Origin of the sequence: Micromonospora sp. NPDC049559 (assembly GCF_040676675.1) — a bacterium.
In the GTDB taxonomy this organism is placed as follows: Bacteria; Actinomycetota; Actinomycetes; order Mycobacteriales; family Micromonosporaceae; genus JBFAPK01.
Genome location: NZ_JBFAPK010000005.1, coordinates 67,910 through 92,581 on the forward strand (window position 1 = coordinate 67,910; position 24,672 = coordinate 92,581).

Genomic DNA, 24,672 nt, shown 5'->3' on the forward strand with positions numbered 1-24,672 from the left:
GATAACCTGGGTCGGATGATGGAGGAGGAGCGCAAATACGACGTCCCCACCGGATTCGTCCTGCCGGAACTCGCCGGCGCCGTACCCGACGGCGGGCGGGTGGTGGCCCTGCCGCCCGTCACCCTCACCGCGACCTACTTCGACACCGCCGACCTGCGCCTGGCCCGGGCGGGCGTCTCGCTGCGCCACCGCAAGGGTGACGAGCTGCCGTGGACGGCGAAGCTGCCCGGCGACGTCCCCGGGGTGCGGCACGAGATCTCTCGCGCCGGCAAGGCCCGCCGGATCCCCGCCGAGCTGGCCGGCCTGGTCACCGTCTACCGCCGGGACGCCGACCTGGCCCCGGCCGCCGTCGTGCGCACCGTGCGGCACGCGTACGAGCTGCGCGACGGCGGCGGTCGGCTCCTCGCCGAACTGGCCGACGACGCCGTCGCGGTGCTCGACGGCAAGCGGGTCACCGCGGAGTTCCGCGAGATCGAGGTGGAGCGCAAGGAGGGCGGGCGGGACCTGCTCGACCGGGTCGAGGCGGTGCTGCGCGACGCCGGCGCGACCGGCGGCGGCTTCGTACCCAAGCACGTCCGTGCCCTCGGCGAGGCGGCCGCCGGCCCGGCGGACCTGGTCGAGCCCGGCGAACTCCCGGCCGGGCCGACCGCCGCCGACGTGGTCGCCGCCGCGATCCGGCACGGCGTGTGGCGGATCCTCACCCACGACCCGCTGGTACGGCTCGGCGAGCCGCTGCCCGACGGCGACACCGCCGTGCACCAGATGCGGGTCGGGTGCCGGCGGCTCCGCAGCGACCTGCGCACGTTCGCGGCGCTGGTCGAGCCGGAGTGGGCCCGGCCGCTGCGCGACGAGCTGAGGTGGCTGGCGGGCGTGCTGGGCGCGGCCCGCGACGCGGAGGTGCTGCGGGCCCGGCTACGCCGCACGGCCGCCGCCGACCCGGTCTGCCCGCTCGACCCCGCGGCGGTGGAGCGCCTCGACGCGGCGCTGGCCACGCGCGAGTCCGCGGCCCTGGCCGCCGTGGCCGAGGCGCTGCGCTCCCCGCGCTACCTGGCGCTCGTGGAGATCCTGCTGACGGCGGCCCGGGCGCCCCGGCTGACCGCCGCGACCGGCGGGCCGGCCACGGAGGTGCTGCCCCGGCTGGTGGCCCGGCCGTGGCGGAAACTGGTGCTGGGCGACCGGAGCCACGGCGGCGCGGCGGACCTCGACCCGCTCGGCCCCGACGAGCGGTGGCACGCGGTGCGGATCGCCGGCAAGCGGGCCCGGTACGCCGTCGACGCGGTCGCCCCGGTGCTGGGCGGCGGCGCGCCGAAGCTCGCCCGGGCGCTGGCCCGGGTGCAGAATCTGCTCGGCGAGCATCAGGACGCGGCCGTGGCCGCGCAGACCTGGCTCGACATCGCCCGGGCCGAACCGTCCGACCACACCCTCGCGGTCACCGCGGGGCGGCTGATGGAGCGGGAGCGGGCGGCCATCTCCGCGGCCCGGGCCGAGTTTCCGGCGGCCTGGCGGCGGGCGACGAAGGGAAGCCGGACGAAGTGGCTACCGTGACACCCATCCGGGCCGCGGGTGGGGTGGTGTGGCGACCGGCGGCGGTCGGCGTCGAGGTCTGCGTGGTGCACCGGCCGCGCTACGACGACTGGTCGCTGCCGAAGGGCAAGCTGGACCCGGGCGAGCGCCCGCTCGCCGCGGCGGTACGCGAGGTGGCGGAGGAGACCGGCGTACGGGCCGTGCCGCAGGTGCGCCTGCGCTCGATCGGCTACCGCAGCGACGGCCGGCCCAAGGTGGTGGACTTCTGGTCGATGGTGGCGGTCGGCACGGGCGGCTTCCAGCCGGACACCGAGGTCGACGGGATGCGCTGGCTGCCCGCCACCGAGGCGGCCGAGCTGGTGAGCTACCCGCACGACGCCGGGGTGCTGCGCCAGTTCGCCGAGCTGCCACCGGTCACGGCCGTGCTGACCCTGGTACGGCACGCCCAGGCCGGCAAGCGGGCCACCTGGTCCGGGCCGGACTCGGCCCGCCCGCTCGATCCGACCGGGCTCGACCAGGCCCGGGCGCTGGCCCCGCTGCTGGCGCTGACCCGGCCCGGACGGCTGCTCTCCGCCTCGCCCCGGCGCTGCGTACAGACCCTCGACCCGCTCGCCGGCCTGCTGGACCTGCCGATCGAGGTCGACTCCGCCTTCGACGAGCCGAAGCCGGGGCAGGAGTTGGAGGAGAACGCCCTGGCCGCCGCGGGGCGCCTGGCCGAGCTGGCCCTGACCGGCGCCCCGGCGGCGGTCTGCAGCCAGGGCAAGGTGATCCCGGTGGCGCTGGCCCGGTTCGGCGGTACGCCGGAGGACTACCCGACCCCGAAGGGCGGGGCCTGGCTGCTGGCGTTCGCCGGGGACCGGCTGGTCGGCGCCGACCCGCTCTGACGCTCGGGCCGGCGCGTGCGGTGGGCCCCGGACAGCGCTGACGGGCGCCCCCGGCGGTACCGGAGAGCGCCCGTCGTGCGGTGTACGGCGGCGGCGTCAGCGCCGCGTGGTCGCCTTCTTGGCCGGCGCCTTCTTCGCCGGAGCCTTCTTCGCGGCGCTGGCCCGCGCCGTCGTCTTGGCGGCCGTGGTCTTGGCGGCCGTGGTCTTCTTGGCCGTGGCGGTCTTCTTCGCCGGGGCGGTCTTCTTGCCCGCGGCGGCCTTGGTGGCGGTCGTCTTGGCCGGAGCGGCCTTCTTGCTGGGGGCCGCCTTCTTGGTGGCGGTCGCGGTGGCGGCCGCCGTCTTCTTCGCGGCGGTGGTGCTCTTCGGCGCCCGGCCGCTGGCGACCATGTCCTTGAAGCCGGCGCCCGGCCGGAACGCCGGCACCGACGTCTTCTTGACCTTCACCGCCTCGCCCGTACGGGGGTTGCGCGCTGTTCGCGCTCCCCGGACACGCTTTTCGAACACTCCGAAACCGGTGATCGCCACGCGGTCCCCCTTGGCGACCGCGGCCTGAACCTCGGTGAGGACCGCGTCGAGCGCCGTCGTCGCCGTCTTCCGATCCCCCAGACGCGCGGCGAGAGCCTCGATGAGCTCGGCCTTGTTCACGACTTCCCTCCCGTATGTGCAACTGGACTCAACGCGAGCCATTCTGCGCGCACGGTATGCCCTGTGCCACCGGGACACAAACATCTGCTCGAAAAAAGCCGTTGTGTCGTAACGGATTCGCCCCCACCGGCGGGGCCGATGGGGGCGAAAAGCGCTCCGGTGCTGGCGTACGGGCTATCCCACGAGGGGCAGGAAGGGGGCCCGCTGGCGCTCGAAGGCCGTGATGTCCGCCTCATGCCGGAGGGTCAGTCCAATGTCGTCCAAGCCCTCCATGAGGCGCCAACGGCTGAAGTCGTCGAGCGGGAAGCTCCAGGTGGAGTCCCCGACCCGGACCTGGCGGGCGGTCAGATCGACGGTGACGGGCGCCGCCGGGTCCGCCTCGACCAGATCCCAGATTTCTTCGACGGCCTTCAATTCAAGCTCGACCGGCAGGAGGCCCTCCTTGAGCGCGTTCCCACGGAAGATGTCCCCGAAGCGAGGGGCAATCACGACCCGGAAGCCCCAGTCGCGCAACGCCCACACGGCGTGCTCGCGCGACGACCCGGTGCCGAACTCCGGGCCGGCCACCAAAATCGACGACCCAGAATAAGAAGAATCGTTGAGCACGAATTCGGGGTCCTCGCGCCAGGCGCTGAACAGACCGTCGGCGAATCCGGTACGGGTCACCCGCTTGAGGTACACGGCGGGAATGATCTGATCCGTATCCACATTGGAACGGCGCAGCGGTACGGCGGTGCCGGTGTGCACGGTGAACTTGTCCATCAGGTGTCAGCCCCTCACAGGTCGGCCGGCGCGGCCAGCCGGCCCACCACGGCGGTGGCGGCGGCGACCGGTGGCGAGACCAGGTGGGTACGCCCGCCCCGGCCCTGCCGGCCCTCGAAGTTGCGGTTGGAGGTCGAGGCGGAGCGCTGCCCCGGGGTGAGCGTGTCCGGGTTCATGCCCAGGCACATGGAGCAGCCGGCGAAGCGCCACTCGGCGCCGGCGTCGACGAAGACCTTGTCCAGCCCCTCCTGCTCGGCCGCCTCGCGTACCGCGGCGGAGCCGGGTACGACGAGCATCCGTACCCCGTCGGCGACCTTGTGGCCGCGCAGCACGTCGGCGGCGGCCCGCAGGTCCTCCAGCCGGCCGTTGGTGCACGAACCGACGAAGACCACGTCGATCGGCACGTCCCGCAGCCGGGTGCCGGGCCGCAGGTCCATGTACTCCAGGGCGCGGCGGGCGGCGGTGCGCTCCGCGTCGGTGCCGAACTCCTCCGGGTCCGGCACGGCGGCGTCGAGCGCCGTGCCCTGGCCCGGGTTGGTGCCCCAGGTGACGAACGGGCTGATCCGGCTGGCGTCGAGGGTCACCTCGGTGTCGAAGACCGCACCCTCGTCCGTGGGGAGCGTGCGCCAGTACGCCAGCGCGGCGTCCCAGTCCGCGCCCCGCGGGGCGTTGGGGCGGCCCTTGAGGTACGCGAAGGTGGTCTCGTCGGGCGCGATCATGCCCGCCTTGGCGCCCCACTCGATGGACATGTTGGCGATGGTCATCCGCCCCTCCATGGAGAGCCTGCGGATCGCCTCGCCCCGGTATTCCACGATGTGGCCGCGGCCGCCGCCGGTACCGACCTGGGCGATGAGCGCCAGCACCAGGTCCTTCGCGGTGACGCCGGGGCGCAGCTCGCCGGTCACGTTGACCGCCATGGTCTTGGGACGGGCCTGCGGCAGCGTCTGGGTGGCGAGCACGTGCTCGACCTCGCTGGTGCCGATGCCGAAGGCCAGCGCGCCGAACGCGCCGTGCGTGGCGGTGTGCGAGTCGCCGCAGACGATCGTCAGGCCGGGCTGGGTGAGCCCCAGCTGCGGGCCGATCACGTGCACGATCCCCTGGTTGTCGTCGCCGAGCGGGTGCAGCTTGACGCCGAACTCCGCGCAGTTGCGGCGCAGTGTCTCGATCTGCGTACGCGAGGTCGGGTCGGCGATGGTCAGCAGGTCGCCGCGGCGCTCGCGGTACGCCGGGTCGGCGTAGCCGGTGGGCGTGTTGTGGTCCTCGGTCGCGAGGGTGAGGTCGGTACGCCGCACCCGGCGGCCGGCCAGTCGCAGCCCGTCGAAGGCCTGCGGGCTGGTGACCTCGTGCAGCAGGTGCAGGTCGATGAAGAGCAGATCCGGCTCACCATCGGCGGATCGCACCACGTGAGCGTCCCAGACCTTCTCGGCCAGGGTCCTGGGCGATGTTGGTTTGGAAGTGACTCCCACCATCTGGACATCCTAAATTCTGGGAGGTATGTTTCGGCTTGTGGGACACAGTATGAGTGGTGTCGGCGTTCTCGACAAGGCGGTGGTCATCCTGGCCGCCTGCGTCGACGGCGCCAGCCTCGCCGAACTCGTCGAGCGCACGAAGCTGCCGCGGGCCACCGCGCACCGGCTCGCGCAGGCCCTGGAGATCCACCGGATGCTGGTACGGGACACCCAGGGCCGCTGGCGGCCGGGGCCCCGCCTGGGCGAGCTGGCCAACGCCGCCCCCGACGTGCTGCTGACCGCCGCCGAACCGCTGCTCGCCGCGCTGCGGGACGCCACCGGCGAGAGCGCCCAGCTCTACCTGCGCCGCGCCGACGAGCGCATCTGCGTCGCCGCCGCCGAACGGGCCAGCGGGCTGCGCGACACCGTGCCGGTCGGCTCGGTGCTGCCGATGACCGCCGGTTCCGCGGCACAGGTGCTGCTCGCCTGGGAGCCGCCGGAGGCGGTCATGCCGCTGCTGCCCCGCTGCAAGTTCACCGGTCGTACCCTCGCCGAGGTGCGGCGCCGGGGCTGGTCGCAGAGCGTCGCCGAACGCGAGCCGGGGGTGGCGAGCGTCTCGGCGCCGATCCGGGACCGCACCGGCCGGGTGATCGCCTCGATCAGCGTCTCCGGCCCGATCGAACGGCTCGGTCGCCGACCCGGCGAGCGGCACGCCATGGCGGTCGTCCGAGCCGGCCAGCGCCTGAGCGGCCTGTAAAACCCCCCAGCCTCGCCGATCTAGGGCAAATCCGGGTGAGTTGATCTCCAATCACTCAGATTTGCCCTAGATCGACGCGTGCTTCGCCGCGAATCGGCGCGCATGGGACGGCGTACGGCGGGTAAAGGCAGAAACGAGAGCGACCCGCGTCACCGGAGTGACGCGGGTCGTCGTGCTGTAGCCCCGACCGGATTCGAACCGGCGCTACCGCCTTGAGAGGGCGGCGTCCTAGGCCGCTAGACGACGGGGCCAGGACTTTCCTTGGTGGTGCTCGGTCTTGCTTGCCTTGCCAGCTTACTAGATCTTGCCGTGGTGCCCTCTTGCGGGTCTTGCCTACCAGCTCCACCCTCTCGGGCGGCGCCGCTGGACTCTACCAGAGACCAACTTCCGATGTCTTTGTGGACATCGGCAGCTGGGGTACCAGGACTCGAACCTAGACTAACTGAACCAGAATCAGTTGGGCTGCCAATTACCCCATACCCCATTGGTGCCTTTCGGCGCCGAGAAAGAACTTTACCGGACCCGCTGCCGCCGACCAAATCGGGTCGGCGGCAGGCGCCGTAGCTGCGCCAGACGCCGGACGGTGAGGTCACCGTCACGGTCAGGCCAGCGTCACCACCGGGTTCGACAGTTCCCCGATGCCGTCGATACGCACCGTCACGGTATCCCCGTCGGTCAGCGGGCTAACCCCCGCCGGGGTCCCGGTCAGGATCACATCTCCGGGCAACAGGGTCATCACGTGTGAGATGTAGGACACCAGGGTCGGGATGTCGAAGATGAGGTCTTTCGTCCGCCCGAGCTGGCGAACCTCCATCTCGTCCGGGTTCCGGCCCACCTCGCACCGGATCTCCAGGTCGCTGACGTCCAGGCCGGTGCTGATCCACGGGCCGAGCGGGCAGAACGAGTCGAAGCCCTTGGCCCGGGTCCACTGCCCGTCCGACCGCTGCAGGTCCCGCGCGGTCACGTCGTTCGCGCAGGCGTACCCGAAGACGGCCTGCTGGGCGGCGGCCCGGTCGGCGCGACGGGCGCCCGGCGGGCCGATGATCACCGCGAGTTCGGCCTCGTGCTCGACCTGCTTCGACTGCACGGGCAGCCGGATCGCGTCCCGGGGACCGATCACCGACGTCGACGGCTTGAGGAAGAGCAGGGGCTCGGCCGGAACCTCGTTGCCGAGTTCCGCCGCGTGCTCGGCGTAGTTGCGCCCCACACAGACGACCTTGCTGGGCAGGATCGGCGAGAGCAGCCGCACGTCGGCCAGCGCCCAGCGGGCGTTGGTGAGCTTGATCTCCCCGAACGGGTGGCCCTCGATCTCGGCGATCGTGAGGCCCTCGGGGCCGGCGTCCGGCTCCCCCTCGACGACGCCGAACGACATTCCCTTGGCATGAGCAAAACGAGCGATACGCACCCGGCCAATCTATCCCCACCAGCGCGTCCGTCACGGCCGGTGCCGGCGCGCCGGCACCCTACCGCAGGGGTACGCGCAGGCGGCCGAGTTCGATACTTCCGACCCGTCCGGGTACGCGCCGCTCCTAGCGTGCGGCTTGGGAGGTCTCGATTCTCATGGTTGCATCGACCCGGAAGCACACGCTGGTGGCGGCGGGTTTCCTCGCCGCCGCCGTGGGAGCCGGAGCCACGCTGGGAGCCGGAACCGCGGTGGGAGCCGGAACCGCGGTGGGAGCCGGAACCGCGGTGGGAGCCGGAACCGCGGTGGGAGCCGGAACCGCACCGAGCCTCGGCCTGGCCGCGCCCCCGCTCCCGCCCCCGCTGGTCAGCGTCGCGGTGGCGCCGGTCTCGGCCGCGACACCCGAGTACCGGATCCAGATCCGCAACGGCAGCGCCGGAGCCGTCGACGCCACGGTCCGGCAGGAGTTGCCGGCGGGCGCGGCGGCGACCGAGATCAGCGACGGCGGGCGGGCGGTACCGACCGGCGGGCGCGGAATCGCCAGTGGCGCGCCGGGCGGCACCGCCGCGGCGGGCGGCGCCGACCGGGGCATGACCGAGGTGATCTGGCAGCTGCGGTTGCCGGCGGGCGCTACGAAGACGCTGACGACCACGCTGGCGGCGCCACCCGGTCCCGCCACGCTCACGGCCCCGGCCTGCGCCTTCGTCGGCGGTGGGCAGATGCCCTTCGACTGTGCCTCGGCCACCTGGGACCCCACCCTGAACCGTCCGGCGGACGCCGCACCGCCCTGGTGGCAGCGGCCGGCCGTCATCGGCGGGATCGTCGCCGGGCTCGCGGTGCTCGCCACGCTGGTCGGGCTCGCGCGCCTGGTCTGGCAACGGCGGGCCAAGCTGCGCCGGGCGGAGAGCCGGCAGCGCGCCGGGGTCGCGACCTACGACCCCCAGGCGTCGCGCGGCACCCTCTATCCGCGGCCGTCCGCGCCCCGGCTGGTCACCCACCGCCGCACCCCGCCGGTGTGGCTGGTGGTGAGCGCCGCGCTGGCGATCCTCGCGGGTGTGGTGACCGGCGCCGTCTGGACCGCCACCAGCCGGGTCTCGGCCATCAGGGCCGACCGGCAGCCGACCAGCGGGGCGTGGGTCGGCACCAGCCAGGTCGGCGGGGTGGGCGTACCGCTGCGCGAGTCGGCGTTCGAGTTCACCCTCTACCGGCTGGCCTGCCCGGAGACCGGCTCCGGCGCGAAGCAGCAGTGCCAGGCGACGGTCGGGCTGCACAACGTCAGCCAGCAGAGCCAGCCCTGGTACGGCTCGTTGCAACGGGCGTACCAGCCGGGCGGCACCTGGGTCCCGGCCGACGAGGAGGCGACCCGGGCGGTCAACAGCGGGCGGGACCTCTTCACCGTGCCCGTCGCGCCGGGCGAACGGATGCTCGTCCCGCTGGTCTTCACCATGCCCGGGCGGGAGCCGCCGAGCCAGATCGAACTGCGCAGCGCGGTCTTCTCGGCCGGGGTACGGGTCAACGTCTGACCGGGTACGGGCCGCACCGGCGACCCCGGAAGCGGCCCGTACGCTGGAGCGGTGAGTCAGGTACATCCGGCCGGCGGGCAGGCGGGCGAGGCCGTGCTCACGTACCCGGGCGGGGTGACCCGGCTCGCCGCCCGGAGCTGGCAGGCCCGCGCCCGTGCCCACGCCGAGCGGGCCGACGCCCTTACCGCCGCCCACCGCGGTCGGCGGGCCAACCGCGAGCGCCACGCGATCGAGGACTTCCTCTACGACTACTACGGCACCCGCCCGGCCGTGCTGCGTCGCTGGCACCCGGGCGCCGGCACCGTCCTGGAGCCGGCGGCGGAGGCACCGACCCCGCACGCGGCCTGGCGCTGGTACGCGACCGACCCCGACGGCGCGGTGCGCCTGGACCGGGACCGGTTCCTGGCGGAGCGGGGCGAGTCCGTCGAGTTCATCCACCGGCTGCTCGCCGCCACCGCGGCCCGACCCGCCTTCACCGGCTGCTTCGGCCTGCACGAGTGGGCGATGGTGTACCGCCAGCGCGAGCACCGGCACCCGCTGCCGCTGCGGCTGGGCCAGCGGGGCACCGACGCGGTGGTGGAGTCGCACCAGATCCGCTGCACCCACTTCGACGCGTTCCGGTTCTTCACCCCCGAGGCGGTCGGCCTCAACCGGCTCCAGCCGACCCGGGCCAGCCAGGTCGACCTGGAGCAGCCGGGCTGCCTGCACGCCTCGATGGACTGCCACAAGTGGGCGACGAAGCTCGGCCCGGCCGTCCCCGGTGAACTCGCGCTGGACTGCTTCCAGCTCGCCGGGGAGGTCCGGCTGCTGGACATGCGGGCCTCGCCGTACGACCTCTCGTCGTACGGCCAGCCCGCCGTGGCGATCGAGACCCCCGAGGGCAAGGCCGAGTACGTCGCCCGCCAGCGCGACCTGGCCCGCCGGGCCGGCGAGTTGCGCGTCCGCCTGATCGCCGTCTGCGAGACGCTGCTCGCCCAGCCCGGGTCCTGACCCTTCCGGCGTCGGCGCCCGCGGCGTCCGGCCCCTCCCGAAGCCGACGGCGTCCGAGGTCACGGATCAGGGTTCAGGGCCGGCGGGCCTCGATCAGGGCCGGCGGGCCTCGATCAGGAAGCGCTCGGCGTGCGCCACGAACGGCCCTTCGCGGCCGATCCGCTCGTGCAGCTCGGCGAGGCGGGGACGGTACCGCTCGACGCTGAAGCCGGGCACGATCCAGATCACCTTGCGCAGGAAGTGCACCACCGCGGCGACGTCGAAGAACTCCATCCGCAGCGACTCGGCGCGCAGGTCGACCACGCGCAGCCCGGCCGCCTCGGCCTCGGCGACCGCGTGGCCCGGGTCGCGGACCCGCCCGACCGGCCGCGGGCCCAGCACGAACTCGGCCAGCTCCCGTACGGTGCCGGGTCCGACCTGCTGGGACAGGTACCTCCCGCCGGGGCGGAGCACCCGGGCCACCTCCGACCAGACGGTGACGACGGGATGCCGGCTGACGACGAGGTCGAAGGAGCCGGTCGCGAACGGCAGCGCCGCGTCGTCGGCCGCCTCGACCACCGTCCCGCCCAGCGGGCGCAGCCGGCGGCGGGCGATCTCGAGGTTCGGCCGCCAGGACTCGGTGGCCACCAGCAGCGCGGGTGGGTGCGGGATCCCGGCGAGCACCTCCCCGCCGCCGGTCTGGACGTCCAGGGCCGCCGTCGCGCCCGCCATCCGCTCGCCGAGCAGCCGCGAGTAGCCCCACGACGGGCGTTCCTCGGTGGCCCGGCCCTCGAACCAGGAGAAGTCCCACCCCTCGACGGGTACGGACGCTCCCTCGGCGAGCAGTTCCTCGAAGGTGGCGGGTCGGCTCATCCCGCGAGTCTCGCCCCGCCCCGGTACGCCCGCCACCGCTTTCCCGCCGGCCGCGATCAGCGCGGGCACCACCGGCCGCGATCAGCGCGGGCACCACCGGCCGCGATCAGCGCAGGCACCACCGGCCGCGATCAGCGCAGGCACCACCGGCCGGCCGTGAGTGCCCACCGCCGGGGGTGCTACTCCCCGTCGGCGCGGCGCAGCCGCTTGACCTCGCCGCGCCGCTTCTTGTCGGCGATCCGCCGCTCCTTCGACGCGCGGGACGGGCGGGTCGGCCGGCGCGGCGGCGGGGGCGCCTTGATCGCCTCACCCACCAGCGAGGCGAGGCGCGCCTCGGCGGCCTGCCGGTTCTGCAACTGGCCGCGGTGCTCCGACGCCGCGATCGTCAGTACGCCGTCGACCAGCCGGTTCGCGAGCCGGTCCAGCGCCCGCTCCTTGAGGTCGTCGGGGAGCACCGCCGAGCCGGCCAGGTCCCAGGAGAGTTCCACCCGGGAGTCGGCCGTGTTCACGCCCTGCCCGCCCGGACCGCCGGAACGGGAGAACCGCCAGCTCAGCTCGCTCTCCGGGATCACCAGACCGGAGCGGATGGTCACCGGGGGCATGACGTCGTCCCGCGCCCGGCCGGATACAGGTCATCGGCCACGCACCGAGGCTAACGCCCGACGGGGTGACGTGAAGCCGCCATTTAATCGGGTTGGCGCGCGGCCCGCCGCGACGGCATGCTGTGACCCGTGCTGATCAGGGATGCCACCGCAGCGGGCTGGCCGGCCATCTGGGCGTTCATGCGTCCCATCGTCGCGTCCGGCGAGACCTTCTCCTGGGACCGCGACATCTCCCCGGAGCGCGCCCGGGCGTACTGGCTGCACGAGCGGCCGCCCGGCCGTACCGTCGTGGCCGTCGACCCCGACGGCACGGTGCTCGGTACCGCGGAGCTGCACCCCAACCACGGCGGGCCCGCCGCACACGTCGCGAACGCCGGCTTCATGGTCGATCCGGCGCACTCCGGCCGGGGCGTCGGCCGCGCGCTGGGCGAGCACGTGGTGGCCCGGGCCCGCGCCGACGGGTACCGGGCGATGCAGTTCAACGCGGTGGTGGAGAACAACACCCGCGCGGTCGCGCTATGGCGGTCGCTCGGCTTCGAGGTGCTCGCCACCGTGCCGGAGGCGTTCCACCATCCGCGGGACGGCTACGTCGGGCTGCACGTCATGTACCGCCGCCTCTGAACCGATCCGCGAGCCCGGGCGGTCGCTACAGGATGTTCACCGCACGGGCGATCACCAGCGCGACCACCAGCAGCGACACCGCGGACTGCAGCATCATCGCGACCTTCGCCCAGCGGGCGAGCGGCAGCGTGTCCGTCGGGCTGAACGCGGTCGAGTTGGTGAACGACAGGTAGAGGTAGTCCAGGAAGACCGGTCGCCAGTCGGCCGGGGCCAGCTCGGGCGCGGTCATCTGGGGGAAGAGCAGATCCGGGTACGGCCGCCGCACGTTCGCCCGCGCCGCCGGCCCACCCCGGTCGAGCTGCCAGTACCAGAGCGCGAAGGCCAGGACGTTGGTCAACCAGATGGTGGCCCCGTTGACCAGTACCGCCGACGGGGGCGTGCGGGTCTCCGTCCCAGCGAGGACCAGCAGCACGATCAGCCGGCCGGCGGACCAGAACAGCGCCACCGTGGCCACCCCGACCAGCGCGAGTTCGGCCACCCGTACCACGGACGACTCCCGGTTCATCCGGAACGGGTTGACCGCGAGCAGCACGGCCAGCAGCAGCCCCTCGACCGCGGGCAGCAGCCACTTCGGATCGAAGGCCAGCTTCTGCGGGGTGGCCAGTTGCAGGGCGATGGCGACCAGGATCGCCACCACCACCGGCCAGCGGTGCTCGCCGCGGTGCGGCCGCCGCCACGCCGGTACGGTCGGCCCCGCCCCCGACGCCGGCCCGGACGCCGCGGGCGACGGCGCGCCCGAGGCCGTGCCGGGCGGTACGGTCTCGTCGCCGGCGCCGGGCTCGCTGCTCATGCTGGCATTGTGGCCCGCGCCCGGCTCGGCCGCTCGACGCGGTCGGACCTGCGGCGGCTGGGCCGGCCAGCGCCGGCAGGCGGCGGCGACCGGCGGCGGCGCGCGACCGTCAGCCGCCCTTACCGATGATCGTGTCGGCGACCTGCTGGACCTGCTCGATCGGGATGGCGAAGCCGATGCCGATCGAGCCGCTGCCGTCGATGGTGGCGATGGCGGTGTTCACCCCGACCACCTCGCCCCGGGCGTTGACCAGCGGCCCGCCGGAGTTGCCCGGGTTGATCGACGCGTCGGTCTGCACCGCCGAGTGCCGGCTGTTGCCGAGCTTGACCTGGCGGTCCAGGGCGCTGACGATGCCGGCCGTGACCGTGCCGGGCAGGCCGAGCGGCGAGCCGACCGCGAGCACGGGCTCCCCCACCCGGGTCGCCCCCGGCTTGGCCAGCGGCAGCGGGGCCAGCCCGGCCGAGGGCGGTACCCGCAGCACCGCGATGTCGCTGCTCGGGTCGCGCCCCACCACCTGCGCCGCCATCTGACGGCCGTCCGGGGTCTGCACCATCACCGAGGAGCCGTTGCCCCGGGCGATGATGTGGTCGTTGGTCACCACGTGCTGCACGTCGTCGAGGGCGAAGCCCGAGCCCGTTGCGGTACCGCCGGAGCCGTTCACGGTGATCGACACGACCCCCGGTACGGCCGCTGCCGCCGCCGCGACCATGTCGGCCGGTACGGGTGCCGCGGCCGACGCCGCCGGTCCCGGCTTCTCCTGGCTGGAGGCCCAGTCACCGGCGATGGCGCCGGAGGTGGCGGAGATGGCGACCACCGCCAGCGTGGCCAGCAGGGCCATCCGCCACCGCGCGCCCCTCGCCGCGGCGAGCGGGCCGTACGCCCCCGCGTCGGGCCGGCCGGCGCCGCCCGGTTCGAGGTCCGGCGAGATGAACCACGGGCCGCGGGGTTCGCCGAGGCCGCTCTGTGTTGCCATCGTTCACGCTCCTCGTCCGCTCGGTTGCTGCTGGTCACTCGGTGCGCAATTCAGGGCAGCCGGGAGAACCACCTCATCGAGCCGGCCGCCGCCGCCAGGGCCAGGAGCAGGCCGAAGCCGATGAACCGGGCCGAGATGTCCTGCCGTTCGGTGCGGTACCCCACCGAGGTGCCGATGTCCTCGTAGACCGCGCGCAGCTCCTCGCTGGTACCCGCCTCGTGGTACCCGCCGCCGGTCTCGTCGGCGACCGCCTTGAGGGTCTGCCCGTCCACCGGCACCCGGATCGGCCGGCCGCCCCGGTCCACGTAGCCGCCCGGCGTGCCGAACGAGATCGTGTGCACCGGCACCTTGGCCTGTACCGCGTCGGAGGCCGCCGCCATCGGGTCGCGGCCCGAGGTGTTCGCGCCGTCGGAGAGGAGCACGATCCGGGCCGGTGGCGGGTCCTTCGCCGCCCGGCTGTCGATGTTCTTCACCGCCACGAGGGAGGTGTTGATGGCCTCGCCGATCGCGGTCCCCTGCACCCCGGTGCTGCCCTCGGCGAGGCGCCGGATCCCGGTGTGCAGCGCCGAGCGGTCCGTGCTCGGCGGGACCAGCACGGCCGCGCTGCCGGCGAAGGCCACCAGCCCGACGTTGAACTCGTCCGGCAGCGCGTCCACGAACCGGTGCGCGGCGGCCTTCGCCGCCTCCAGCCGGTCGGGGTCCACGTCGTTGGCGAGCATCGAGGTGGAGACGTCCACCGCCACCACCACGGTGGCCCGCTCGCGCGGTACCCGTACGTCGGCGGTTGGTCGTGCGAAGCCCACCACCAGCAGCGCCAGCATGGCCAGGAAGAGGCCCGCCGGTACGTGCCGCCGCCAGGCCGGGCGCTCCGGCGCGACCCGGTCGAGCAGGCGCAGGTTGGTGAAGCGTACGGCGTACCGGCTGCGCCGGCGCTGCGCGACCACGTACGCCACCGCGAGCGCGGCGACGCCCAGCAGGAGCAGCAGCCGCCACGGGGACTGCCAGGTCATGTTCCACCTCCCCCACCGACGTGCACCGGCTGCCGGGACCGGTTGGCGCCCGCGAGCCGGCGTTGCGCGTGTACGTGCCGGACGATGTCCGCGGTCCAGTCCCGGTCGGTACGCAGCGGCAGGTGGTTCGCGCCGGCCCGGCGCAGCGACCGCCGGACCGCCTCGCGCTGGGCCGCCGCCGCCTCGGCGTACCGTTGCCGCAGCCGCGCGTCGCCGCTGTCGACCTCGCGCCGCCGGCCGCTCTCGGGGTCGACCAGGGTGATCACCCCGACGTCCGGCAGCTCCCACTCCCGGGGGTCGGTCACCTCGACCGCCAGCACCTGATGGCGCGCGGCGAGCCGCCGCAGCGGCACCTCCCAGGCGGGGATACCCGTCTCCCGCTCCGGCAGTCCGTCGAGGAAGTCGGAGACCACCACGACGAGCCCGCGCCGGGCCACCGCGCGGCGCAGCGCGTCCAGCGCGTCGGCGAGCGCGGGCGCGGACGCCGGCATGGGCGCGGGGCCGGCCGTCGGCATGCGTCCGGACGCCCTCGCGGCCGCCGGCATGGGCCCGGTCGCCCGGGCGGGCGCGGTACCGGCGGTACCGCCGCGCGGGGCCGCCATGAGCGCCCGCAGCAGGCTCAGCAGGTGCTGGCGCCCGCCCCGGGCCGGAAACCGCCGCACGCCGTCGCCCCCGAGCAGGTACGCGCCGAGCCGGTTGCCGGCGCCGGCGGTGAGGAACCCGACCGCGGCGACGGCGGCCACCGCCAGCTCCCGCTTCTCCAGCTCGGCCGTGCCGAAGTCCATGCTCGCCGTGGCGTCCACCAGCAGCCAGGTGGAGAGTTCCCGGTCGGCGTCCACCTCGCGTACGTGCGGCAGCGCGGTCCGGGCGGTGACGGCCCAGTCCATCCGGCGTACCTCGTCCTCGCCGGGCCGGTACTCGCGGCTGCCGGCGAACTCGCTGCCCGAGCCGGGCAGCAGCCCCTGGTACTGCCCGTGCAGCAGCCCGTCGAGCCGGCGCGTGACGGCCAGTTCCAGCCGACGCAGCCGGTGCTCCGGCGCCAGCTCGCGCAGCGTCGGGTCCCGGTCCACGCCGACGGGCCGCCGGTCCCGGGCGCCACCGGCCGTCACGCCACGACCTCCCGGCGGGTAGCCGTACCGCCGTCTCCGCGCGTACTCATGCCACCGCCAGTCCGGGCTGCCGCTCGTCCTGGATCGGCGCGACGCGCGGCGGCGGTACCGCCTCGACGAGCCGGCGCATGATCTGCTCGGCGGCGATCCCGTCGGCGACCGCGTCGAAGGAGAGCACCAGCCGGTGGGACATCACGTCCACGGCGAGTTCCCGCACGTCCTCGGGGAGGACGTAGTCCCGGCCGCGCAGCATCGCCTGCGCCCGGGCGGCGGAGACCAGTCCCAGGGTGGCGCGCGGGCTGGCCCCGTACGCGAGCAGCCCGGCGATGTCCGGCAGCCCGAACCGGGCGGGGTCGCGGGTGGCCAGGACCAGTCGGACGACGTACTCGGCGATGGCGTGGTGCACGAAGACGTTGGCGGCCTGCTGTTGCAGGGCGAGCAGCCGGCCCGGTTCGAGCACCGGGCGGGCCCGGGGCCGGTCGGCGCTCATCCGGTAGAGGATCGCCAGCTCGTCGGCGTCGCTCGGGTAGTCGACCGTCACCTTCATCAGGAAGCGGTCCCGCTGCGCCTCGGGGAGCTGGTAGACCCCCTCGGACTCGATCGGGTTCTGGGTGGCCAGGACGAGGAAGGGCTCCGGTACGGGATAGCTCCGCCCGCCGATGGAGACCTGGCGCTCGGCCATCGCCTCCAGCAGCGCCGACTGCACCTTCGCCGGGGCGCGGTTGATTTCGTCGGCGAGGACCAGGTTCGCCATCACCGGCCCCAGCTCGACGTCGAAGTCCTCCTTCGACGCGCGGTAGATGCGGGTGCCGACGATGTCCGACGGCACCAGGTCCGGGGTGAACTGGATCCGGGAGAAGGTACCGCCGACGGCGGTGGCGAGGCTCTGCGCCGCGAGCGTCTTGGCCACGCCGGGCACGCCCTCCAGGAGGCAGTGCCCGTCGGCCAACAGCGCGGTCAACAGCCGCTCGACCAGCCGGTCCTGCCCGACGATGACGCGTTTGACCTCGAATAACGTCTGTTCCAGGGCGGAGCCGGTGGACGTGGTCTCGACCGGCCTGGGCCCACTGATGCGGGTGTCCGACATGTCCGTCACGTTGCTTGCTTCCCCGCCTCGCGGGGGCCAAACATGGCAGACGTTTCACATTTTCCCGACCGGCCGGGGCCCCGGCCGAGAGGTCCACCACCGGCCGCGCCGGCCCCGGCGGGCCCGCCCGTGGGTGGGGCCGGGCGATCAGCGTACGGGCGAAAGCCGCAACCAGTCGGTCTCGCTCTCCGCGATACGGCGGCCGTCGAGGATGAGCACGGCGCGCGCGTACACCGCCGAACCCTTGACGAGCAGGATGTCGCTCCAGTGCACGTCGAAGCAGTACCCGCAGCGGAAGACCGTACGGGCGTCGTCGTCGACCCGGTGCACCCCGATCTCCACGTCGACCCGGCCGCCCCCGGCGACGTGGTCCAACGCGGCCGTACCGACGAACCGCCCCCAAACCGCGCCCCGGGCGGGCGAGTAGCGCAGCTGCACCGCCCCGAGGTGCACGTTGCTGAACCCCTCCGGCAGATGGTCGGTCCAGACCAGCTTGCGGGCGTGCACCGTGACCTTGTCGTAGCCACAGCCGCTGCGGTCCGGGTCGGCGCCGTCCGCCAGCGGCTCCGGCGGCAACGCCGGCGCCGGGGTGGCCTCGTGGTCGATCGGCGCCGGCGCCCAGAGGTCCCGCCACCGCCGCGGATCCTCGCCACACGCCTGCACGAACGCCTCGGTCAGCGCCCAGCTGGCCGGTCGCCGGCCGGTCTCGGCCGTGGAGAGGGCGCTCGCCGAGTATCCGGAGCGCGCGGCGAGCTGGCGCAGGGTCATCCCCCGCCGCTGCCGCAGTTCCCGCAGCGCGACGGCCAGGGCCGGCGAGGAGCCGCCCGGACCCGGGCCGCGTTCACCGGAAGACTGAACAGCCACGCGCTGAGCTGCGGGGCCGCGCCAGCCGTGTTCACCCGCGTTCGACTCCATCGCCATCCGATTCTGCCGGCCGGCCGGGAGCAGTACAACAGGATCTCCGGATGCCTCGGTCCACAGAGGAGAGCCATGCGCACACCTCGCACCCCGGGCGCGGTCGCGGCCACCGCGCCGCCGTCCGCGACCCGGCACGGCAACGACCCGGGCTCCGCGCCGACCCTCGGCCGCACGAACGGCGCCACCCGCTAGTGCCCGGTGGCCGGGGCCGGCAGCGGCACCCGGCCGGTCACCGCCGGTGCCCGCCGTGCCTCTTTCCCAGGAGCATGCCATGTCCACGTTCCTCCCCCCGCCGACCGTGCCGCCCCGCTCGCCGGTCCCGGTACCGCCCGCCGCCGCCACACCGCCCGGCGGGTTCGTACCGCCCCCAGGAGCCTGGCCCGGCGCCGGTCCGGCCGCCCCGGCCGCACCCCGTACGCTGCGGCTCTTCCTCGTCCGCCTGGTGTGGGAGGGGACGCTGTTCCTCCTGGGGCTCATCCTGAGCGCCGTGATCGCCATGGGGAGCGACCCCTTCGGCGCCCGGGGCGGCTTCTGGTTCAACTTTGCCAGCCTCGCGCTGGTGACCAGTGCCTTCGCGCTTTCGGCCCGGACCGCCACCCCCAACCTCGCGGTCGGCGCCCTGGCCGCGCTGGCCGGTACGATCTTCGGCAAGCTGCTGGTGGCCGGCTGGTCGGGGCTGCCCGCGGGCCTGGTCGCGATGCTCACGACGCTCGCCATCGGACTGTTCCTCGGTCTGGTCACCGGGCTCACCTCCGCACCGGCCTGGGCGGTGTCGCTGGCCGGTGCCGTCGGTGGCCAGGCGCTGCTGCTCTCGATGACGGGAGCGCAGCGGGCCTTCTTCATCGGCCAGGTCTACTCGGATCGGGGCAGCGGGGCGTCGTGGGCGTTGCTCGCCATCTTCGGTTCCCTGGCCGGCGGGGGACTCTGGCTCGTCCCCCAGGTACGCCGGACGCTGGGCGCCAACCGCACCGCCGCCGGCCCGGCCCGCGGCGGCCGGTACCGGTTGCTCGGGAGCCTCGTCGGGCTCGGCGGTTCCAGCCTGGTGGCCGGGCTGGGCGGGGTGGTGACCGCCTGGCACCTGGCGACCGCCGGCTACCTGAGCGACACCCTGCTCCCGCTCGCCGTCGGCGCCGCGCTCCTGGGCGGGGTCAGCGTCTTCGGTCGGCGCGGCGGGGTCGCGGGCACCATCCTGGCCTGCTTCCTGATCGTCCTGGTCCAGTTCGAGCTGTTCCAGTCGGAGGCGCCCGAGTGGGCGCGGGATGCCCTGCTCCCCACCATCGTCCTCCTGATCGGCCTGCTGGTGGGCTGGTTCTTCGAGCGGCTCGGCGGCCCGGAACCGGCGTCGGCCCTGCCCACTCCGGCCGGAGCCGCACCGCCGCCGGCCGTCGCGCCCGCCGCGCGGTACGGGCCGCCGTGGGCCGGGCCCGCCGCGGCACCGGTACCGCCGGCGACACCCATGCCCGCCGCGCCGCCGGCCGCCCAGCCCACCGCGGCCGAACCGCTCCCAGCGGAGCCGGCCGGGGCACCGACCGCGGCCGAGCCGACGACCGGCGCGGGGTCGACCGGCGCGGGGTCTAGCAGCGGCGAGGCGGCCGGCTCGGCGGAGGGAGGCACCACCCCGGCGACCATGCCGGTTGACCGCTGACGGCCGGGTTCGCACGTCCGTCGGACCCGGCCACACGGACGCCGGGCGGCCGGGGTGACCTCGCGTCGACCCCGGCCGCCCGCCGTTCGGCATCGCCGTCGCGACGCCGGTCGGTCTGCCGTACGAATCAGATCTCGTCGGCGTTGATGTGGAACTGCACGGTGGCGACCTCGGACGCCAGCCCGAGCCGTTCGAGGTCGGTGACGTCGATCCGGCCGTCGTCGTTGGCGTCCGGGACCTCGTCCGGCGCGTCGTCGTAGACGCCGTTGTGGTCGAGGTCGTCGACCACCGCGACGGTCAGCTCCGACCGCACGTCCTTGCCGAAGGCGGCCTCCCCGACGATCCAGTCGCCGACGATCTCGGCCAACTCCGCCCCCCGGTGGTTCACGCCGGTGAGGTTGAACAGGTTCGCCACGTTCGTGCCGGCGCCGTCCTCGTTGGTGGAGACGAGCGCCACCAGGCCCGGGAGCCGGTCGTCCCGGCCCGTGCCGAACCGGCCCGGGAACAGCGTGTCCGGCGACGGGGCGACGTCGTCATGCCCTTCCGGCCCGGTGAGCTGCGGCGCGGTGAACCCGGCGCGTTCGAGGCCGTCCTCGCCCGTGTACGAGACCCGCAGGTTGACCACCCAGCCGAGGCCGGCCACGCCGACGTTGTCGTTGCGCTCGGGGTTGAGGATCTCCACGTGCACCGGCTTGTCGAGCAGCCGGGACAGGGTGGCCGCCCGGCTCGCCGGCGCGCCCGCGCCCCGCCCGGCGGACGATTCCTCGCCCTCCTTCGAGGACCGGTCGCCGCTCTCCTCGGACGACCGGGCGTCCTCCTGGCCCTCGGACCCGTTCTCCTCGGACGACCGGGCGTCCTGCTGACCCTCGGTGCCGCTCTCCTCCGACGACCGGGCGTCCTCCTGACCCTCGGACCCGCTCTCCTCCGACGACCAGGCGTCCTCCTGGTCCGGCCAGCTCTCGTCGCGGTCCGCGGACCGGCTGTCGCCACCGTCGGAGTAGTCCCCGTCGTGGTCGCCCGGGCAGCCGCTGTCGCCGCCGTCCCGCTCCTCACCACCGCGCGCGGACGAGTCACCGCCACGCTCCTGGTACGACCCCTCGTCACCACGCTCCTGGTAGGACCCGTCGTCGCCCCGCGAGGAGCCGCCGTCCGAGTAGCTCTCGTCCTCCTCCCGGGCGGAGTCCTCGTCGCCGTGCATGCTCAGCCCGCCGCCGGCACCCGAGGTGCCCGCGTCGTCGCCCGTGGTCGAGCCCGCGTCGGCGCCCTGCGCCGGGCCGGTGCCGGCCTCCGTCGACCCCGCCGGGCCGCTGTCGGCCTGCGCCGACTCCGCCGGGCCGCTGTCGCCCTGTGCCGACTGCTCCGGACCGTTGCCGCCCTGCAACCAGTTCTGTTCCTCGTCCTGCCAGGAGTCGTCCTGGCCGCTCGACGAGCCATCGCTGCTGGTCGACGAGCTGTCGGTACCGCCGAGGCAGGGGCTGGCGGTGGCCTGGGGCTGGCTGGCGGCCGAGGACTCCGACGAGCCGTCGCCCCAACCCTGGGACGACTCCTCCCCGCCGCGCTTCTCGGCGGCGGAGCCGTCCTTGCGCTGCCCTTCGGCGTCGCCGCTCCAGTCACCGCTCGAACTGCTCTTCGACTCGCCGTTCGCCTCGCCGCTCTGGGTCCCGGTGCCCTCCTGACTCCAGGACGAGCTGCTGTCGGCGCGACGATCGGCACCGTCCGGCGGGTCCTCCGCGGCGCTTGCGATGCTTGCCCCACCGAGCCCCAATGCGACGGCGGCGACGATTCCAAGCCCGAAACGAGCGGCGTAACCCGCTCTTCCCGTGTTCGACATGAAAACCTCCGCTACTTGGTTCGGTACGATTCGTACCTTTTGCGGCGGCCGGGTTCCCGAAGACTTCTCCGGTATGCCTCGTACAGGAGGTGAATCGGCGACGCGTTTGCGCACCACCAGCGCAGACGTACACCGGGTACGGGCGTGCACAGCGGGTACGGCGCGGCCCAGGCGCTACCGGAGCGGCCCGGGCGGTACAAACGGCGTTGCCGGCCGGGAACCGGAAACCTTCACCGGATCACCACGAAACCGCCGTGGTCGCTGGTTAGCGTTCGGCCATGAGCACCCAGACCCTCGCGGGTCCACGGCTCGCCCGGCGCCGTGGCCCCGTCCTCACCCTGCTCTGCTGGCTCGCCGTGGCACCGCTGGCGCTCTGGGCCGTCGTCCGGCTCGGCGGGCTGGAGCGCGGTCCGCTGGTGCAGTTGGTGGCCTTCACCCCGTACGCCGCGGCGGCGAGCCCGCTCCCCCTCGTCCTCGCGCTCGCGCTGCGGCGCTGGGGGCCGGCGGCGCTCGCGACCCTGGCGGCGCTGGCGCTCGTGGGCGCGGTCGCGCCGCGCGCGATCGCGGACGACGGGACGGTGGCCTCCGGACCGGAGCTGCGCGTGCTCACGGCCAACGTGCTCGGCGGCGCGGGCGACCCGGCGGCCCTGGTGGGGCTGGTACGCGACGCCCGGGTCGACGTGCTGGCGTTGCAGGAGTTCGACCCGGGCACCGGCGCGGCGCTCGACCGGCTCGGCCTGGTCACGCTGCTGCCCTACCGGCAGCTCAACCCGGTCGCCGACGCCAGCGGGTCGGCGCTGTACAGCCGGTACCCGCTGACCGACGGCGGCGTGCGGCGCAACGCCGGCGGCTTCACCCAGGCGTACGGGACGCTGCGGGTCCCCGGCGCGCCGGCCGTACTGGTCGAGTCGGTGCACCCGGCGTCGCCCTACAGCCTGGCGATGCTGGACGACTGGCGCGACGACCTGCGGGCCGAACCGCCCGCCACGCCGCGTGGGCCGCTGCGGATCCTGGCCGGCGACTTCAACGCCACGCTCGACCACGCCCCGCTGCGCGACCTGCTGGACACCGGGTACGCGGACGCCGCCGCGACGGCCGGGGCCGGGCTGGCCGGCACCTGGGGCCCGTACGACGGGGACCCGATCCCGCCGGTGACCATCGACCACGTGCTGGTCGACCGGCGGATCGGGGTACGGCGCGTCGCGGTGCACCCGCCGGCGGGCAGCGACCACCGGCCGGTCCTCGCTGAGCTGACCCTGCCCGCCGGCTGAGCGGCGGGCGGCCGGAACCGGCCGGGCTGAGCGGCCGGCGGCCGGGACCGGCCGGCTGGACCGCCCAAGCGGGATGCTCCCCCGCCTCGGCCGGTACGGGCCCCTTGTCGCGGCGGAAGCGCCGGCAGGGGGCCGCCCCTCAGACCTCGGCGGTGGCCGGGGCAAGCCCGTAGGTCAGCGCGTCGACGAGCGCCTGCCAGCTCGCCTCCACGACGTTGGGGTGCACCCCGACGGTGGTCCAGCCCCGCCCGTCGCCGTCCGTCTCCACCAGCACCCGGGTGACGGCGCCGGTGCCGGTGCTCCCCTCCAGGATCCGCACCTTGTAGTCGGCCAGCTCGAACGTGCGCAGCTCCGGGTAGTGCCGGCACAGCCCGACCCGCAGCGCCTCGTCCAGCGCGTTGATCGGACCGTTGCCCTCCGCGGTGGCGATGACCCGCTCCCCGCGTACGCGGATCTTGACGGTCGCCTCGGAGACCACCGCACCGTCCTCGCGGTGCTCGACCAGCACCCGGTACGACTCCAGCGAGAACGGCCGCGGCGTCTCCCCGCCCGGCAGCTCCGAGCGGACCAGCAGCTCGAACGAGGCGTCGGCCGCCTCGAAGGACCAGCCGCCCGCCTCCAGGTCCTTGACCCGCTTGGTGATCCGGGACAGCGCCTCCGGATGGCCGGCCAGGTCCAGGCCGAGCTCGCGGCTCTTGAGCTCGATGCTGGCCCGGCCGGCCATCTCGGTCACCAGGATCCGCATGTCGTTGCCGACCACGCCGGGATCGACGTGGTTGTAGAGCAGCGGATCGACTTTGATCGCGCTCGCGTGCAGTCCCGCCTTGTGGGCGAAGGCCGCGGCCCCGACGTAGGCCTGGTGGGTGTCGGGGGCGATGTTGGCGATCTCGGCGATGGCGTGCGAGACGCGCACCATCTGTTCCAGGCAGCCCTCCGGTAGGACGGGCAGCCCGAGCTTGAGCTGGAGGTTGGCCACCACCGCGAAGATGTCGGCGTTGCCGGGGCGCTCGCCGTACCCGTTGGCGGTGCCCTGGAAGTGCCGTATCCCGGCCTCCACGGCGGCGATGGTGTTGGCGACCGCGCAGGAGGTGTCGTTCTGGCAGTGGATGCCGAGGCGATCGGCCGGTACGCCCAACCGCGCGGTCAGTTCGCCGATCACGCTGGTCACCCGGGACGGCAGCATCCCCCCGTTGGTGTCGCAGAGGACCACGCGCTCGGCGCCGGCGTCGAGCGCGGTGGCGACCACCGAGGAGGTGTACGCGGGATCGAACCCGTAGCCGTCGAAGAAGTGCTCGCAGTCGAGGAAGACCCGGCGCCCCTCGGCGACGAAGTGCGCGACCGTGTCGCGGACCATGGCGAGGTTCTCCGCCGGAGTGGTCCGCAGCGCCCGTTCGACGTGCCGCAGGTCGGACTTGGCCACCAGGCAGACGGCCGGGGTCTCGGCGTCCAGCAGGGCGCGGACCTGCGGGTCCTCGGCGACGGCGACGCCGGCCTTGCGGGTGGCGCCGAAGGCGACGAGGATCGCGTGCCGCAGGTCGAGTTCGCTGCGGGCGCGCCGGAAGAACTCGGTGTCCTTCGGCATCGCCCCCGGCCAGCCCCCCTCGATGAAGCCGACGCCGAACTCGTCGAGCAGCCGGGCCACCGCCAGCTTGTCGACCACCGAGTAGCTGATCCCCTCACGCTGTGCCCCGTCGCGCAGCGTCGTGTCGTACACCTGAAAAGTCATGGATATCCCTTCGGAAACGGCGCGGGGACCCGGTCGTCGCCCCGACCGGACCGGCCCGGTCCGCCCGGCCGTCGCCTTTTCCGGCCGGACAAACAAAATGACCCCCCGCGGATGCGGGAGGTCTGCGCGCTCGGCGTGAGGGGCAGCCGGCGCGCTAGTTGCCAATAATGAGTACGTGGCGAGTCACGATCAGTACTCTGCCACCCTCCCCCCAGTTTTGGGAGCATCCGCCCACATCCCGGGACACACCCACGTCCTCCCGCCCTCCCCTGTCGGTGCTCGAGTTGCGACTCGGACAAAAG

The 24,672-nt window shown here is 74.1% G+C and carries 22 protein-coding genes and 2 tRNA genes; 8 read left to right on the top strand and 16 right to left on the bottom strand.

All coding sequences use genetic code 11. The features are described from left to right. Positions 1-15: 15 nt before the first annotated feature. Together AB0J86_RS09240 and AB0J86_RS09245 are read left to right on the top strand one after the other, a co-directional pair. The gene (locus tag AB0J86_RS09240; RefSeq protein WP_363854941.1) at positions 16-1,545 is read left to right on the top strand and encodes a CYTH and CHAD domain-containing protein; all 1,530 of its coding nucleotides are present in this window, start codon (positions 16-18) and stop codon (positions 1,543-1,545) included. Next, the gene (locus AB0J86_RS09245) at positions 1,533-2,408 is read left to right on the top strand and encodes an NUDIX domain-containing protein (protein ID WP_363854944.1); all 876 of its coding nucleotides are present in this window, start codon (positions 1,533-1,535) and stop codon (positions 2,406-2,408) included. Before AB0J86_RS09240 ends, AB0J86_RS09245 begins: the two co-directional genes overlap by 13 nt. 96 nt (positions 2,409-2,504) lie before the next feature. On the opposite strand, the gene AB0J86_RS09250 is transcribed toward AB0J86_RS09245, so the two are convergent. The 3 genes from AB0J86_RS09250 to leuC form a co-directional block, all read right to left on the bottom strand. Then, positions 2,505-3,095 (bottom strand): HU family DNA-binding protein, encoded by a 591-nt coding sequence (locus tag AB0J86_RS09250; protein ID WP_363854947.1) that lies wholly within the window; start codon positions 3,093-3,095, stop codon positions 2,505-2,507. Positions 3,096-3,227: 132 nt separating this feature from the next. After that, the gene (gene leuD, locus AB0J86_RS09255) at positions 3,228-3,815 is read right to left on the bottom strand and encodes a 3-isopropylmalate dehydratase small subunit (RefSeq protein WP_363854950.1); all 588 of its coding nucleotides are present in this window, start codon (positions 3,813-3,815) and stop codon (positions 3,228-3,230) included. Positions 3,816-3,829: 14 nt separating this feature from the next. Beyond that, positions 3,830-5,284, bottom strand: coding sequence for a 3-isopropylmalate dehydratase large subunit (gene leuC, locus AB0J86_RS09260; RefSeq protein ID WP_363854953.1), 1,455 nt, complete (start codon positions 5,282-5,284; stop codon positions 3,830-3,832). Positions 5,285-5,333: 49 nt separating this feature from the next. Between leuC and AB0J86_RS09265 the strand changes: the two genes are divergently transcribed. Further along, positions 5,334-6,020 (top strand): IclR family transcriptional regulator, encoded by a 687-nt coding sequence (locus AB0J86_RS09265; RefSeq protein WP_363854954.1) that lies wholly within the window; start codon positions 5,334-5,336, stop codon positions 6,018-6,020. Between the two features lie 178 nt (positions 6,021-6,198). Here the strand turns inward: AB0J86_RS09265 and AB0J86_RS09270 are convergent. The 3 genes from AB0J86_RS09270 to AB0J86_RS09280 form a co-directional block, all read right to left on the bottom strand. Then, a tRNA-Glu gene (locus tag AB0J86_RS09270) sits at positions 6,199-6,271 on the bottom strand. Positions 6,272-6,432: 161 nt separating this feature from the next. Beyond that, positions 6,433-6,504: transfer RNA gene (locus AB0J86_RS09275), tRNA-Gln, on the bottom strand. A gap of 117 nt (positions 6,505-6,621) precedes the next feature. Beyond that, the gene (locus AB0J86_RS09280; protein WP_363854956.1) at positions 6,622-7,425 is read right to left on the bottom strand and encodes a fumarylacetoacetate hydrolase family protein; all 804 of its coding nucleotides are present in this window, start codon (positions 7,423-7,425) and stop codon (positions 6,622-6,624) included. A gap of 302 nt (positions 7,426-7,727) precedes the next feature. Between AB0J86_RS09280 and AB0J86_RS09285 the strand changes: the two genes are divergently transcribed. Together AB0J86_RS09285 and AB0J86_RS09290 are read left to right on the top strand one after the other, a co-directional pair. Then, entirely contained in the window at positions 7,728-8,945 is a 1,218-nt protein-coding gene (locus AB0J86_RS09285; RefSeq protein ID WP_363854959.1) for a hypothetical protein, read from the top strand. A gap of 93 nt (positions 8,946-9,038) precedes the next feature. Then, on the top strand, positions 9,039-9,935 hold the full coding sequence (locus AB0J86_RS09290) for a 3-methyladenine DNA glycosylase (protein WP_363855353.1): 897 nt from the start codon (positions 9,039-9,041) through the stop codon (positions 9,933-9,935). A gap of 93 nt (positions 9,936-10,028) precedes the next feature. Here AB0J86_RS09290 and AB0J86_RS09295 read toward each other — a convergent pair whose 3' ends face one another. Both AB0J86_RS09295 and arfB read right to left on the bottom strand, forming a co-directional pair. Next, positions 10,029-10,787: a class I SAM-dependent methyltransferase gene (locus AB0J86_RS09295; protein ID WP_363854962.1), complete on the bottom strand. Its 759-nt coding sequence runs from the start codon at positions 10,785-10,787 to the stop codon at positions 10,029-10,031. 179 nt (positions 10,788-10,966) lie between these two features. Then, positions 10,967-11,389, bottom strand: a complete 423-nt coding sequence (gene arfB / locus AB0J86_RS09300; protein ID WP_363854965.1) for an alternative ribosome rescue aminoacyl-tRNA hydrolase ArfB — start codon at positions 11,387-11,389, stop codon at positions 10,967-10,969. A 129-nt stretch (positions 11,390-11,518) separates the two neighbouring features. On the opposite strand from arfB, the gene AB0J86_RS09305 reads away from it, so the two are divergent. After that, positions 11,519-12,010, top strand: coding sequence for a GNAT family N-acetyltransferase (locus tag AB0J86_RS09305; RefSeq protein WP_363854968.1), 492 nt, complete (start codon positions 11,519-11,521; stop codon positions 12,008-12,010). A gap of 25 nt (positions 12,011-12,035) precedes the next feature. Here the strand turns inward: AB0J86_RS09305 and AB0J86_RS09310 are convergent, their stop codons facing one another. The 6 genes from AB0J86_RS09310 to AB0J86_RS09335 all read right to left on the bottom strand — a co-directional run bounded on the left by AB0J86_RS09310 (position 12,036) and on the right by AB0J86_RS09335 (position 17,843). After that, on the bottom strand, positions 12,036-12,800 hold the full coding sequence (locus AB0J86_RS09310) for a hypothetical protein (RefSeq protein WP_363854971.1): 765 nt from the start codon (positions 12,798-12,800) through the stop codon (positions 12,036-12,038). 109 nt (positions 12,801-12,909) lie between these two features. Then, positions 12,910-13,773 (bottom strand): trypsin-like peptidase domain-containing protein, encoded by an 864-nt coding sequence (locus tag AB0J86_RS09315; protein ID WP_363854974.1) that lies wholly within the window; start codon positions 13,771-13,773, stop codon positions 12,910-12,912. Positions 13,774-13,823: 50 nt separating this feature from the next. Next, a complete protein-coding gene (locus tag AB0J86_RS09320) occupies positions 13,824-14,783 on the bottom strand; it encodes a VWA domain-containing protein (RefSeq protein ID WP_363854977.1) in 960 nt (319 codons plus the stop codon). Then, complete coding sequence (locus tag AB0J86_RS09325; RefSeq protein WP_363855355.1) at positions 14,780-15,853, bottom strand: DUF58 domain-containing protein; 1,074 nt, start codon at positions 15,851-15,853, stop codon at positions 14,780-14,782. Before AB0J86_RS09325 ends, AB0J86_RS09320 begins: the two co-directional genes overlap by 4 nt. A gap of 85 nt (positions 15,854-15,938) precedes the next feature. After that, entirely contained in the window at positions 15,939-16,988 is a 1,050-nt protein-coding gene (locus AB0J86_RS09330) for a MoxR family ATPase (protein ID WP_363854980.1), read from the bottom strand. Between the two features lie 138 nt (positions 16,989-17,126). Beyond that, entirely contained in the window at positions 17,127-17,843 is a 717-nt protein-coding gene (locus AB0J86_RS09335) for a helix-turn-helix domain-containing protein (RefSeq protein ID WP_363854983.1), read from the bottom strand. Between the two features lie 325 nt (positions 17,844-18,168). Between AB0J86_RS09335 and AB0J86_RS09340 the strand changes: the two genes are divergently transcribed. After that, positions 18,169-19,542: a hypothetical protein gene (locus tag AB0J86_RS09340; protein ID WP_363854986.1), complete on the top strand. Its 1,374-nt coding sequence runs from the start codon at positions 18,169-18,171 to the stop codon at positions 19,540-19,542. Between the two features lie 127 nt (positions 19,543-19,669). On the opposite strand, the gene AB0J86_RS09345 is transcribed toward AB0J86_RS09340, so the two are convergent. Further along, complete coding sequence (locus tag AB0J86_RS09345; protein ID WP_363854988.1) at positions 19,670-21,373, bottom strand: hypothetical protein; 1,704 nt, start codon at positions 21,371-21,373, stop codon at positions 19,670-19,672. Between the two features lie 278 nt (positions 21,374-21,651). On the opposite strand from AB0J86_RS09345, the gene AB0J86_RS09350 reads away from it, so the two are divergent. Then, a complete protein-coding gene (locus AB0J86_RS09350; RefSeq protein ID WP_363854991.1) occupies positions 21,652-22,644 on the top strand; it encodes an endonuclease/exonuclease/phosphatase family protein in 993 nt (330 codons plus the stop codon). A gap of 139 nt (positions 22,645-22,783) precedes the next feature. On the opposite strand, the gene cimA is transcribed toward AB0J86_RS09350, so the two are convergent. Beyond that, entirely contained in the window at positions 22,784-24,370 is a 1,587-nt protein-coding gene (cimA, locus tag AB0J86_RS09355; RefSeq protein ID WP_363854994.1) for a citramalate synthase, read from the bottom strand. Positions 24,371-24,672 lie beyond the last annotated feature (302 nt).